The sequence below is a fragment of the Massilia sp. NP310 genome (assembly GCF_019443485.1).
In the GTDB taxonomy this organism is placed as follows: Bacteria; Pseudomonadota; Gammaproteobacteria; order Burkholderiales; family Burkholderiaceae_D; genus Telluria; species Telluria timonae.
In genome coordinates this window covers 5,075,151-5,087,738 of record NZ_CP080379.1, presented here as the reverse complement: position 1 = coordinate 5,087,738, position 12,588 = coordinate 5,075,151, and the positions used below count along the sequence as shown (strand labels likewise).

10 protein-coding genes are annotated in these 12,588 nt (G+C 66.4%); 3 read left to right on the top strand and 7 right to left on the bottom strand.

Going from position 1 to position 12,588, the window contains the following annotated elements; translation table 11 throughout:
- Window positions 1–143: 143 nt before the first annotated feature.
- The 5 genes from rodA to KY496_RS22410 all read right to left on the bottom strand — a co-directional run bounded on the left by rodA (window position 144) and on the right by KY496_RS22410 (window position 6,019).
- Window positions 144–1,262, bottom strand: coding sequence for a rod shape-determining protein RodA (gene rodA / locus KY496_RS22430; protein ID WP_219862515.1), 1,119 nt, complete (start codon window positions 1,260–1,262; stop codon window positions 144–146).
- Between the two features lie 3 nt (window positions 1,263–1,265).
- Window positions 1,266–3,236: a penicillin-binding protein 2 gene (gene mrdA, locus KY496_RS22425; RefSeq protein ID WP_219862513.1), complete on the bottom strand. Its 1,971-nt coding sequence runs from the start codon at window positions 3,234–3,236 to the stop codon at window positions 1,266–1,268.
- A gap of 16 nt (window positions 3,237–3,252) precedes the next feature.
- Window positions 3,253–3,771 carry a rod shape-determining protein MreD gene (mreD, locus tag KY496_RS22420; protein WP_071360459.1) on the bottom strand — a complete coding sequence of 173 codons (519 nt, stop codon included), beginning with the start codon at window positions 3,769–3,771 and terminating at the stop codon, window positions 3,253–3,255.
- A gap of 6 nt (window positions 3,772–3,777) precedes the next feature.
- Entirely contained in the window at window positions 3,778–4,875 is a 1,098-nt protein-coding gene (gene mreC / locus KY496_RS22415; RefSeq protein ID WP_219862511.1) for a rod shape-determining protein MreC, read from the bottom strand.
- Between the two features lie 100 nt (window positions 4,876–4,975).
- Window positions 4,976–6,019 carry a rod shape-determining protein gene (locus tag KY496_RS22410; RefSeq protein ID WP_005667820.1) on the bottom strand — a complete coding sequence of 348 codons (1,044 nt, stop codon included), beginning with the start codon at window positions 6,017–6,019 and terminating at the stop codon, window positions 4,976–4,978.
- A 313-nt stretch (window positions 6,020–6,332) separates the two neighbouring features.
- Here KY496_RS22410 and gatC point away from each other — a divergent pair, with 313 nt between their 5' ends.
- From gatC to gatB, 3 genes are read left to right on the top strand one after another with little or no spacing between them, the layout of a single operon-like run.
- Window positions 6,333–6,632, top strand: a complete 300-nt coding sequence (gene gatC / locus KY496_RS22405; protein ID WP_005667818.1) for an Asp-tRNA(Asn)/Glu-tRNA(Gln) amidotransferase subunit GatC — start codon at window positions 6,333–6,335, stop codon at window positions 6,630–6,632.
- A 35-nt stretch (window positions 6,633–6,667) separates the two neighbouring features.
- Window positions 6,668–8,155: an Asp-tRNA(Asn)/Glu-tRNA(Gln) amidotransferase subunit GatA gene (gene gatA / locus KY496_RS22400; protein ID WP_184239687.1), complete on the top strand. Its 1,488-nt coding sequence runs from the start codon at window positions 6,668–6,670 to the stop codon at window positions 8,153–8,155.
- Window positions 8,156–8,187: 32 nt separating this feature from the next.
- On the top strand, window positions 8,188–9,648 hold the full coding sequence (gene gatB / locus KY496_RS22395; RefSeq protein ID WP_005667815.1) for an Asp-tRNA(Asn)/Glu-tRNA(Gln) amidotransferase subunit GatB: 1,461 nt from the start codon (window positions 8,188–8,190) through the stop codon (window positions 9,646–9,648).
- Between the two features lie 95 nt (window positions 9,649–9,743).
- Here gatB and pyrE read toward each other — a convergent pair whose 3' ends face one another.
- Complete coding sequence (gene pyrE / locus KY496_RS22390) at window positions 9,744–10,406, bottom strand: orotate phosphoribosyltransferase (RefSeq protein WP_219862509.1); 663 nt, start codon at window positions 10,404–10,406, stop codon at window positions 9,744–9,746.
- A 33-nt stretch (window positions 10,407–10,439) separates the two neighbouring features.
- Window positions 10,440–12,407 (bottom strand): ATP-binding protein, encoded by a 1,968-nt coding sequence (locus tag KY496_RS22385; RefSeq protein ID WP_219862507.1) that lies wholly within the window; start codon window positions 12,405–12,407, stop codon window positions 10,440–10,442.
- Window positions 12,408–12,588 lie beyond the last annotated feature (181 nt).

Here is a 12,588-nt window from a genome sequence, read left to right as displayed (position 1 = left end):
TGACGGATGGGATTGGCGACGGAAAAAGGCGCCCGGCAAGGCGTAAACCGCAGCCATACCGCGTGGTATGGCGAGGATTTACAACGCAGCAGGGCGCCTTTTTTCCGTGCCAAGACCGCCGCCATGAATAAATCAGCGCTTCCCTAGGTCTGCACCAGCTTGCGATGCCGCTGGATGCTCATCAGGATGCCGGCGCCGAGGCCCAGCGTGATGAAGGCCGTGCCGCCATAGCTCATGAACGGTAGTGGCACCCCAACTACAGGCAATATCCCTGAAACCATGCCCATATTGACGAAGGCATAGGTGAAGAAAATCATCGCGATCGAACCGGCCAGCAAGCGGCCGAAGGCGTTTGGCGCATTGGCTGCGATCATCAGGCCGCGTCCGATCAAGAGCAGGTAGACGAACAGCAGGAACAGGTTGCCGATCAGGCCGAACTCCTCGGAATACACCGAGAACACGAAGTCGGTGGTGCGTTCCGGCACGAATTCCAGGTAGCCCTGGGTGCCCTGCATATAGCCCTTGCCGGTCACGCCGCCCGAACCGATCGCGATGATCGACTGGATGATGTGGAAGCCCTTGCCCAGCGGGTCGGAAGTCGGATCGATCAGGGTCATCACCCGCTGGCGCTGGTAGTCGTGCATCATCGACCAGCCGATCGGCAGGAAGGCCACGACGCTCGCCGTCACCGCCGCGATCGCCTTCCACGACAGGCCGGCCAGGAAGATCACGTACAGGCCCGACGACGCGACCAGCAGCGAGGTGCCGAGGTCGGGCTGCTCCATGATGAGGGCGACCGGAATCATCAGGATCACGGCGGCCACGATGTAATGCTTCCAGCCGGCGACCTGGGCCCGGGTCTGGAAGTACCAGGCCAGCATCAGCGGCAGGCCGATCTTCATGATCTCGGACGGCTGGATGTCGATGACGCCGATGTGCAGCCAGCGCTGCGCGCCCTTCTTGATCAGGCCGAACAGCGCGACCGCGACCAGCAGGGCCACGCCGACCGCATAGACCGGCACCGCGAGCCGCATCAGGGTTTGCGGCGCGATGTTCGCGGCCAGCCACATCACGGCGAAGGACAGCAGGAAGTTGCGGATCTGGTGCTCGACCCGGTCCGGGAAATCGGCGCCGGCCGACATCATGGTGACCATGCTGATCGTCACCAGCATGGCCAGGATCAGGGTCAGCGGCAGGTCGAACACCGTGAAGTACGGGCGCAGGCGGCGGCGCAGCGAGCGCCGTTCTGGAATATGGGCCATGGCTTATTCGGTTCGGGTGGCGGTGGCGGGGGCCGAAGGTTGGGGCGCAGCGGCTGCAGCGGCCGGCGCGGCCGCCTTGACGGTGGCGGGACGGGCGCTATCCTTCGGCTCCGGCGGCGGCGCAGGACGCTTGCCGAGGATCGCATAGTCGAGCACCTTGCGCGCGATCGGCGCCGCCACGACGCCGCCGAAACCGGCGTTCTCGACGATCATCGCCAGCGCGATGCGCGGCTGCTCGACCGGCGCGAAGGCGGTGAACAGCGCATTGTCGCGATGGCGTTCGTCGATCGCGTTGGCGTCGTACTTCTTGCCGCGCAGGCCGATCACCTGCGCGGTGCCGGTCTTGCCGGCCGACGTGTACGTGGCGGTCGAAAACGCGCGTTGCCCGGTGCCTTCGCGCATCACGCCGGCCATCGCATCCTTGATGAAATCGAGGTGCTCCTGCTTCATCGACAGGCGCCGGGTCTCCTTGGGCACGGTCAGGGTGCGCTCGCGGGTCACGCCATCCTCGACCATCTTGACCAGGTGCGGCTTCATCACCACGCCGTCATTGGCCAGGATCGCGGTCGCATGCGCCAGTTGCAGCATGGTGTAGTTGTTGAAGCCCTGGCCGATCGAGATCGAGATGGTGTCGCCGCCCACCCATTTCTGGGCCGCGCGGTTGCGCTTGAAGCGCTCGGCCTTCCATTCCTTCGACGGCAGCACGCCGGTCTTTTCGTGATCGAGGTCGATCCCGGTCGGATGGCCGAAGCCGAATTCGCTCATGAATTTCGAGATGTTGTCGATCCCCATCTCGTTGCCCAGCTGGTAGTAATAGGTGTCGCACGAATGGGCGATCGAGTGGTACATGTTGACGATGCCGTGGCCGCCCGGCTTGTCGTCGTTGAAGCGGTGTCCGCCCAGGATGAAGAAGCCGGGATCGCGGATCGCGTCCTGCGGACGGCGGTAACCCAGCTCGAGCGCCGCCAGCGACATGAAGGGCTTGAAGGTCGAACCCGGCGGATAGGTGCCCGACAGCGGACGGTTCATCAGCGGCCGGTCGAGCGAGGTGTTCAGCTCGTTCCAGCTCTGGTAGTCGATGCCGTCGACGAACAGGTTCGGATCGAAGCCCGGCCGCGAAACGTAGGCCAGCACGTCGCCGGTCGCGGGCTCGATCGCCACCAGCGCGCCGCGGTGGTCGCCGAAGGCCTCCTCGGCGATCTTCTGCAGCTCGATGTCGATCGACAGGATCAGGTTGCTGCCCGGCACTGGCGGCGTGCGCTTGAGCGTGCGGATCGCGCGGCCGCCGGCCGAGCGCTCGACCTGCTCGTAGCCCGTGATGCCGTGCAGCTGGCGCTCGTAGCGCTTCTCGACGCCTTCCTTGCCGATATGGTCGGTGCCGTTGTAGTTGGCGGCGTCGTCGCCCTCCTCGATCGCGGCGGCTTCCTTGGCGTTGATGCGGCCGATGTAGCCGATCACGTGCGAGGCCACCTCGCCCATCGGGTACTGGCGGAACAGGCGCGCCTGGACTTCGACGCCGGGAAAGCGGAAGCGCTGGGCGGTGAAGCGCGCCACCTCGTCGTCGGTCAGGCGGGTGCGCAGCGGGATGCTGGCGAAGCTGCGCGACTCTTCACGCAGGCGCTTGAAGCGGCGCCGGTCGCGCGCGTCGATCTCGACCAGCTTGGCCAGCTCGTCGATCACCGACTCCATGTCGGCCTGCAGCTTGGACGGCGTGATCTCGAGCGTGTAGGCGGAATAGTTGCGCGCCAGGACCACGCCGTTGCGGTCCACGATCAGGCCGCGGTTGGGCACGATCGGCACCAGCGCGATGCGGTTGTCCTCGGCCTGCGCCGCGTACTGGTCGTGGTGCAGCACCTGCAGCCAGACCACGCGCGCGACCAGCAGGCCGAAGCAGATGAAGACGAGCGCCACCAGCGCCGTGAGGCGCATCCGGAACTGGTGGATCTCGCGGTCGCTATCCTTGAACTCGGTCATTCCTGGGCAAACCTGGTCAGATGGGGCGGGTATGGTCGCGGTCGACGGCGCGCCGCTGGGGCGCCAGCAGCAGCCAGGTGATCAGCGGCCACAGCGCCACCGCCACCACGCTCTCGACGAACGGCAGCAGGCCGGGGAAGCGGCCGGAGACCACCAGGTGCACGACCAGCTGGATGGCCTGCGCCAGCAGCAGCAGCGGGAACACGTGCATGGCCTGGGTCAGCAGCGGGAACCACAGCACGCGGCGGTGGATCATGATGGCCAGGTAGGACAGCACGGTGTAGGCGAGCGCGTTCTCGCCCAGCAGGCTGGCGTCGTGCACGTCCATCAACAGGCCCATGCAGAAGGCGACGCCGATGCCGACCTTGCGCGGCTGGTGGATGCCCCAGAACACCAGCACCAGCGCGACGAAGTCGGGCGCCCCGACCCAGCGCCCCCAGGGCATCAGGTTGAGCATGAAGGCGCACACCAGGCTGAAGGCGATGAACAGCGGGCTGACGGGCAGCAGGATGTAATGCGGACGGCGACCGGGCATGGCGGCTTACTCCGTTCGGGCGGCCGGCGCGGGCGCGGTCGCTGCAGGTGGCGTGGCGGCGGGCGCCGCCGGACGTGGCGTGGGCTGGGCCACGGGCGGCGTTGCCGCAGGCTGGTTGGCCGGCGTCGGCGCTGGCGCGCCGTTGGCGGCGGCGGGCGCGCCGGCCGCCGGCAGCGGCGCGGCCGGCAGCGGCGGCGTCGGCACCGCCGGCATCTTCGGCATATTGCGCCGGCTGCCGCTGTACGGCGCCTCTGGCGCCGGGCGCGGCGGCAAGGGATTGTGCGACATGATCACCAGCACCTGGCGATTGCGGTCGATGCCGGCCAGCGGCTGGCCGACCACGCGGCCGAACGAGCCGGCCGCCTTCTCGACCTGGGTCACGCGCGCCACCGCCAGGCCGGCCGGGTACATGCCGTCCAGGCCCGAGGTCACCAGCACGTCGCCGACCTGGATGTCGGCGTCCTGGGCCACGAAGCGCAGGTCGAGCAGGCCCGTATTGCCGCGGCCATAGACGATGCTGCGCAAGCCGCTGCGCAGCACCTGCACCGGAATGGCCTGGTCCTTGTCGGTCAGCAGCGTGACTTCGGAGGTGAACGGGAACACGCGGGTGACCTGGCCGACCACGCCGGCGTGGTCGATCACCGGCAGGCCGAGCGACACGGCGTCGCGCGAGCCGCGGTTGATCACGATGCGGCGGGTGGACGGGTCGCGCGCGTCGTACAGGATCTCGGCCATCTGCGACTGCACCGGCAACTGCTGCTTGCCTTCCATCAGGCGCCGCAGGTGCGCGTTCTCGGCCATCTGGAACTGGGCCTGCTGCAGCAACTGGGCGCGCGCCAGCTCCTGGTGCTTGAGGGCCTGCACTTCCTTCTGCAAGGTCGACAGCGACGAGAAATAATCGCCCATATTGGCCAGCGCCTCGCGCGGCATCAGGGCCACCATCTGCATCGGATAGAGCACGGTGGCGGCCACCTGGCGCACGCCGGACAGCAATCCCATGCGGGCGTCGACGAACAGCAATACGATGGCGATCAAGGCGCACACCATGGCCTTGACTCGTGCCGGGGCGCCTTGCTTGAACAGCGGCGGAGGACTGTATTCCATGACGTCCGTTGGTGATAACGCGGGCGGTCAATACCAAGGCGGGCAGATGCGCGCAGCTTGTGACCGCACGCCCTGCCCGCCCCGGTTGATCACGCGCGTCTTATTCGTACGAGAAGATCGAACCAAGCTTGTCCATGCGCTCGAGGGCCATGCCCGAGCCGCGCACCACGCAGGTCAGCGGATCTTCGGCGGCCAGCACCGGCAGGCCGGTTTCTTCCATCAGGAGACGGTCGAGGTCGCGCAGCAGCGCGCCGCCGCCGGTCAGCATCATGCCTTTTTCGGCGATGTCGGCGCCCAGTTCCGGCGGCGCCTGTTCCAGCGCGTTCTTCACGGCCGACACGATCTGGTTCAGCGGATCGGTGAGGGCTTCCAGGATCTCGTTGCTCGAGATGGTGAACGAGCGCGGGATGCCTTCCGACAGGTTGCGGCCCTTGACTTCCATTTCCTTGACTTCCGAGCCAGGGAACGCCGAGCCGATCGCCTTCTTGATCGCTTCGGCGGTCTGTTCGCCGATCAGCATGCCGTAGTTGCGGCGGATGTAGTTGACGATGGCTTCGTCGAACTTGTCGCCGCCGACGCGCACCGAGCCCTTGTAGACCATGCCGCCCAGCGAGATGATGCCCACTTCGGTGGTGCCGCCGCCGATGTCGACCACCATCGAGCCGGTCGCTTCCGAGACCGGCAGGCCGGCGCCGATCGCGGCCGCCATCGGCTCTTCGATCAGGTACACCTGCGAGGCGCCGGCGCCCAGCGCCGATTCGCGGATCGCGCGGCGCTCGACCTGGGTCGAGCCGCACGGCACGCAGATGATGATGCGCGGCGACGGACGGAAGAATTTCGAGTCGTGCACCATGCGGATGAACTGCTTGAGCATCTGCTCGGTGACGGTGAAGTCGGCGATCACGCCATCCTTCATGGGGCGGATCGCTTCGATATTGCCGGGCACCTTGCCCAGCATCTGCTTGGCTTCCTTGCCGACTGCCTGGATGGTCTTCTTGCCGTTCGGGCCACCTTCCTGGCGGATCGCGACCACCGACGGCTCGTCCAGGACGATGCCCAGGCCGCGGACGTAGATCAGCGTGTTGGCGGTGCCGAGGTCGATCGCCAGGTCATTCGAGAAGTAGCTGCGTAAAAAACCAAACATGGGTGTCCTGATGCGCATCAATGTGCGCCTAAACATTGATCGGGGATTCTGTGCCGCACCTGCCACGCATGGGCACCGCGGACTTCGCATGCGCGGGCGCCGGGCTTTCGGCACGACAACGCATTAGCCCGCCATTCTACCTTATAATTTGTCGTTTACATGCTGAATACAGGTGGTTTTCCCCACCGAATTGCAAGCGATTTGAGCGGTGTTTGCAGGGTTTTATCGCCTTTAAGAAGCCGTTCGCTGACAACTTGCTAACATTCATATTCGCCGAATCACTTTTTGCGCGCTGATGGCGTGCCATATAGCCATGTCCCTGACCCTTTCCGACGTAAAACGCATCGCCAACCTGGCCCAGCTCGACATGGATGACGCCCATGCCGAGACCGCGCTGGCCGAGCTGAACGGCATCTTCGCGCTGGCCGAGCAGATGCAGGCGGTCGACACCACCGGCGTGGCGCCGCTGGCCCAGCCGCTGTCGGCCATCCTGGCCCTGCCGCTGCGCCTGCGCGACGACGCGGTCACCGAAGAGAACCGCCGCGAAGACTACCAGGCGCCGGCGCCGAAGGCGCAGGATGGCCTGTACCTGGTGCCGAAGGTCATCGAGTAAACCGCCCAGAAAATCGCTAGAGAATCGACACGCACATGCATAACAAGACCATCAAGGAGCTGTCCGCGCTCCTGCACTCGAAACAGGTGTCCGCGACCGAGCTGGCGCGCCACTACCTCGGCCGCATCGACGCGAGCGGGCACAATGCCTTCCTGCACGTGGACCACGAACTGACGCTGGCCCAGGCCGCGGCCGCCGACGCCCGCTTCGCGCAAGGCACGGCCGGCCCGCTGACCGGCGTGCCGATCGCGCACAAGGACATCTTCGTCACCCGCGGCTGGCGCACCACGGCCGGCTCGAAGATGCTGGACGGTTACGTCAGCCCGTTCGACGCGACCGTCGTCGACCGCTTCAACGCGGCCGGCATGGTCACCCTGGGCAAGGTCAACCTGGACGAATTCGCGATGGGCTCGGCCAACGAGAACTCGGCCTATGGCGCGGTGAAGAACCCATGGGACGCAGCAGCCGTGCCGGGCGGTTCGTCGGGCGGCTCGGCCGCGGCGATCGCCGCGCGCCTGGCGCCGGCCGCCACCGCGACCGACACCGGCGGCTCGATCCGCCAGCCGGCCGCCTTCTGCGGCGTCACCGGCATCAAGCCGACCTATGGCCGCGTGTCGCGCTTCGGCATGATCGCCTTCGCCTCGTCGCTGGACCAGGGCGGCCCGATCGCCCAGACCGCCGAGGACTGCGCTCTGCTGCTCAACGAAATGATCGGCTTCGACGAACGCGATTCGACCAGCCTCACGGTCGAACAGGGCAACGTCCGCGAAGACTATACGCGCGACCTGAACAAGCCGCTGGCCGGCCTGCGCATCGGCGTGCCTTCGGAATACTTCGGCGAAGGCCTGGCCAGCGACGTCGAAGGCGCGGTGCGCGCGGCGCTCGAGCAGTTCGTGAAACTGGGCGCGGTACTGGTCGACATCTCGCTGCCGAAAACGGCGCTGTCGATTCCGACCTACTACATCATCGCGCCGGCGGAAGCCTCGTCGAACCTGTCGCGCTTCGACGGCGTGCGCTACGGCCACCGCGCAGCGGAGTACAAGGATTTGCAGGACATGTACCGCAAAACCCGCGCCGAAGGCTTCGGCAGCGAGGTGAAACGCCGCATCATGGTCGGCACCTACGTGCTGTGCCACGGCTACTACGACGCCTATTACGTGCAGGCGCAAAAGATCCGGCGCCTGATCGCGGACGACTTCCAGGCTGCGTTCGCGGACAAATGCGACGTGATCATGGGGCCGGTGGCGCCGACGGTGGCCTGGGACCTGGGCTCGAAGACCAATGACCCGGTGGCGAACTACCTGGCCGACATCTTCACGCTGTCGACCAGCCTGGCCGGCCTGCCCGGCATGTCGATCCCCTGCGGTTTCGGAGCAGGCAAGGAAGGCAGTGAAGCGAACGGCAAGCGCCCGGTGGGCCTGCAAATCATCGGCAACTACTTCGCCGAGGCGAAGCTGCTGAACATCGCGCACCAGTACCAGCAGGCGACCGACTGGCACAAGCGCACGCCCGAAGGCGTGTGATCCGCGACGCTACTGAACAAAGAGAGAACACTATGCAATGGGAAGTCGTCATCGGTCTTGAGAACCACGTCCAGCTCACGACCCAATCGAAAATCTTCAGCGGCAGCTCGATCCGCTTCGGCGCCGAGCCGAACACGCAGGCCAGCCCGGTCGACCTGGCGCTGCCGGGTGTGCTGCCGGTGCTGAACCGCGGCGCGGTCGAGCGCGCGATCCGCTTCGGCCTGGCGGTCGGCGCGAAGATCGCGCCGCAATCGGTCTTCGCGCGCAAGAACTACTTTTATCCCGACCTGCCGAAGGGTTACCAGATCAGCCAGTTCGAGGATCCGGTGGTCCAGGGCGGCACCATCAGCTTCGCCTATGAAAAAGACGGCAAGCTGGAGACCAAGACCGTCAATCTGACCCGCGCCCACCTCGAGGAAGACGCCGGCAAGTCGCTGCACGAAGACTATGCCGGCATGAGCGGCATCGACCTGAATCGCGCCGGCACGCCGCTGCTCGAGATCGTGTCCGAGCCCGAGATGCGCAGCGCCGCCGAGGCGGTGGCGTATGCCAAGGCCCTGCACTCGCTGGTGATGTGGCTGGGCGTCTGCGACGGCAATATGCAGGAGGGTTCGTTCCGCTGCGACGTCAACGTCTCTGTGCGCCCCGTCGGCCAGAAGGAATTCGGCACCCGCTGCGAGATCAAGAACCTGAACTCGTTCCGCTTCATGGAAGAGGCGATCCACTACGAGGTGCGGCGCCAGATCGAGCTGATCGAGGACGGCGGCAAGGTGATCCAGGCGACGCGCCTGTGGGACCCGGACCGCAAGGAGACGCGCTCGATGCGCACCAAGGAAGACGCCCAGGATTACCGCTACTTCCCCGACCCCGACCTGCCTCCCCTGGTGATCGGCCAGGACTGGATCGACCGCGTGAAGGCCGGGATGCCGGAGCTGCCGGGCGCCCTGCGCGCGCGCTTCACGGGCGAGTATGGCCTGCCGGAGTACGACAGCCTGGTCCTGACCTCGTCGAAGGCGATGGCGGGCTACTACGAAGCCGTGGTGGCCAAGGCCGGCAAGGAAAACGCCAAGGCGGCCGCCAACTGGATGATGGGCGACGTCTCGTCGACCCTGAACCGCGAAGGCGTGGACATCGGCGACGCGCCGGTGAGCGCGGCGCAACTGGCGCTGCTGCTCAAGCGCATCGCCGACGGCACGATCTCGAACAAGGCGGGCAAGGAAGTCTTCGCCGCGATGTGGGAAGCCAAATCGGACGACGAAAACCTGGCCGACACCGTGATCGACCAGAAGGGCCTGAAGCAGATCTCGGACACGGGCGCGCTGGAAGCGATCGTCGACGAAGTCCTGGCCGCCAACGCCAAGTCGGTCGAGCAATACCGCGCCGGCAAGGAAGCCGCCATCAACGCCCTGATCGGCCAGACGATGAAGGCGTCGAAGGGCAAGGCGAACCCGGCCCAGGTGACCGAACTGCTGAAACAAAAACTCGCCGGCTAACCCTCAGCCATCGACAATGAGGGTCAGCGTCGCATTATTGAGCAGTTTCCCGGAACTGCCAGTAATGCGACGCTGACCCTCATTGTTTTCACATGTTAGATACCGTAGCGGGTGCGGTATGCGGCGACGGCGTCCTTGTGCTGGGACAGGCGCTCGTCCTGGGTGTGGGTGTCGAGGTAGGTGAACAGGTCTTCGAGGTTGGCGATCGAGATCACGGGGATGTTGAACTCGCGCGCGACTTCCTGCACTGCCGACAGTTCGGACAGCGCGTCGTCCTTCCCCGAACGCTCCATGCGGTCCAGCGCGATGAGTACGGCGGCCGGTTCGGCGCCGGCGGCGCGGATCATCGTCACCGATTCGCGCACCGAGGTGCCGGCCGAGATCACGTCGTCGATGATCACCACTTTACCCTGCAGCTTGGCGCCGACGATGGTGCCGCCCTCGCCGTGATCCTTCGCTTCCTTGCGGTTGTAGGCGAACGAGGTGTCGCGGCCCTTCGCGGCCAGGGCCACGGCGGTGGCGCTGGCCAGGGTGATGCCCTTGTAGGCAGGGCCGAACAGCATGTCGAATTCGACGCCCGAATCGAGCAGGGTCTGGGCGTAGAACTGGGCGAGTTTACCCAGCGTGGCGCCGTCGTGGAACAGGCCGGCGTTGAAGAAGTACGGCGACAGGCGGCCGGCCTTGGTCGTGAATTGGCCGAACTTCAATACCTCGGCCTCGACCGAAAACCCGATGAATTGCTGGCGCAGATCGCTCATGTACTCTCTCCCTGAATGTCGAAAGCGGCTATTTTAATCCGTCGCGGCGTCGGCCGCGACCACCCGCGCCACCTCGTCCGGATTGACCGGCTTGACCAGGTGGCGCTCGAAGCCGGCCGCCTCGCTCCTCGCATGGTCGGCCGCCAGCCCGTAGCCGCTCAGCGCCACCAGGCGGCAGCCCGCCCCGCCGGGCAGCGCGCGGATGCGCGCGGCGAGCTGGTAGCCGTCCAGCACCGGCAGGCCGATGTCGAGCAAGGCGACCGTGGGCCTGAAGCGCTCCAGCGCCGCCAGCGCGCCGACCGGATCGTGGTACACCTCGACCGCGTGGCCGTGCGCACGCAGCAGGCGGCCCAGGGTATCGGCGCCGTCGGCATTGTCGTCCACCAGCAGCACGCGCTGCGAGGCGACGCCCGCCATCGGAGCCGGCGCCGGCTCCGATGGCGCCGGCGCCTGGGCTACGCTGCTTAGCGGCAGGCGCACCACGAATTCGCTGCCCAGGCCGCGTCCCTCGCTGTGCGCATGGACGCTGCCGCCGTGCAGCTCGACGATGTTCTTCACCAGCGCCAGCCCGATCCCGAGTCCGCCTTCGGCGCGGTCGATGCTGCGCTTGCCCTGGAAGAACAGCTCGAACACCTGTTCGCGCACCTCGGGCGCGAGGCCGATGCCGGTGTCGCGCACGCTGATCTCGACCGCTTCAAGCCCGTCGCGCAGTACGCGCAGTACGCGCAGCCACAGCTGGCCACCCGGCTCGGTATAGCGCGCCGCATTGGTCAGCAGGTTCGACACCACCTGCGCCAATCGCACCGGATCGCCTTCCCACGCCAGGCCGGGTTCGAGTTCGACTTCGAGGCGGTGGCGGCGCTGCTCGATCAGCAGGCTTGCCATCTCGACCGCCTTGTCGACCACCCGCGCCAGTTCGACCCGCTCGACCTTGAGCTCGATCTTGCCGCGCGTGACGCGCGAGACGTCGAGCAGGTCGTCCACCAGCCGCACCAGATGGTCCACCTGGCGCTGGATGATCTCGCCCTCGCGGCCGTGCGCGCCGTCGCCGCGCATGCGCATCAGCTGCAACGCGATGACGATCGGCGACAGGGGATTACGCAGCTCATGGCCCAGCATGGCCAGGAACTCGTCCTTGGCCCGGCTGGCCGCGCTCAACTCCACCAGCAACTGTTCGCGCTCGCGATGGGCGCGCTCGATCGCCTGGCGGCTGCGCACGTGGTCGGTCACCTCGACCGCGACCAGGATCACGCCGTCCGGCCGCCCGCCCACGCCCGTCAGCGGCTCCAGGCTGAACTTGAAATAGCGCTCTTCCAGCTGGCCCTGGGGGTCGAGGCGGCCGAGGGCCAGTTCTTCCGCGTGATACGGCTCGCCGGTGGCGAACACGTGGGCAATGCGCTCGGCCACGCCGCTGCCGGACAGGCGCGGGAAAGCCTCGCCGAAGGTGCGTCCGACCAGTTCATTGGAGCCGACCAGTTCGCAATAGCGGCGATTGACGAGGTGGAAGCGCAGCTCGGGCCCCATCAGGAGGGCCGCCGCCACCGGCGCATTGAGCAGCATGGCGTCGCGCTGGGCCAGCGCCACGTCGCGCTCGTGCCGCTCGGTGGCGTCGCGCGTGAAGCAGCGCGTGTAGCGCAGCCGGCCGTCCTCGAAATGCCCGTTGGAGTGGATCAGCACATGCTTGATCGAGCCATCCTTGCAGCGCAGCCGCGCCGGCTGGTCGTACAGCACCCCGCCCGACAGCAGGGTCGTCAGGATGTAGTCGATCGTGGCCGGATCGGCGTGGAAGTCGGCGATGTGGCGGCCGACGTATTCGTCCCACTCATAGCCGAGCAGCTGCAGTTCGGCGCGGTTGGCCCACAGGATGGTGCCGTCCGGGCCCACCCGGTGCAGGCCTTCGACGGCGTTTTCCACGAAGTCGGCCAGCTCGGCGTCCGATGCGGCGGGCAGGCAAACGCCGGAAGCGACGATGCCCGCGAGTAGCGGTTTGTCAGTGTTCATGGACTTGGGAAGGAGGCAATGCAACGTCAGGAAGTTGACGCGGCGTGTGATGCAGGAGAATGCCTAGTGTAACAGATCGTTGCCCTTCATCACGGCATCTACTGCATATCCGCAACAGTCGGCAGGCATGACGGACGGTTCAAAAACGCGCTACACTGTCCCGCTTGTTGCCGGGTGGCCA

Coding starts and splice junctions, on each gene's coding strand:
- rodA (WP_219862515.1), bottom strand. CDS start 1,262: ATGGCCCATATTCCAGAACGGCGCTCGCTGCGCCGCCGCCTGCGCCCG.
- gatB (WP_005667815.1), top strand. CDS start 8,188: ATGCAATGGGAAGTCGTCATCGGTCTTGAGAACCACGTCCAGCTCACG.
- pyrE (WP_219862509.1), bottom strand. CDS start 10,406: ATGAGCGATCTGCGCCAGCAATTCATCGGGTTTTCGGTCGAGGCCGAG.
- KY496_RS22385 (WP_219862507.1), bottom strand. CDS start 12,407: ATGAACACTGACAAACCGCTACTCGCGGGCATCGTCGCTTCCGGCGTT.
- mreD (WP_071360459.1), bottom strand. CDS start 3,771: ATGCCCGGTCGCCGTCCGCATTACATCCTGCTGCCCGTCAGCCCGCTG.
- gatA (WP_184239687.1), top strand. CDS start 6,668: ATGCATAACAAGACCATCAAGGAGCTGTCCGCGCTCCTGCACTCGAAA.
- mreC (WP_219862511.1), bottom strand. CDS start 4,875: ATGGAATACAGTCCTCCGCCGCTGTTCAAGCAAGGCGCCCCGGCACGA.
- KY496_RS22410 (WP_005667820.1), bottom strand. CDS start 6,019: ATGTTTGGTTTTTTACGCAGCTACTTCTCGAATGACCTGGCGATCGAC.
- gatC (WP_005667818.1), top strand. CDS start 6,333: ATGTCCCTGACCCTTTCCGACGTAAAACGCATCGCCAACCTGGCCCAG.
- mrdA (WP_219862513.1), bottom strand. CDS start 3,236: ATGACCGAGTTCAAGGATAGCGACCGCGAGATCCACCAGTTCCGGATG.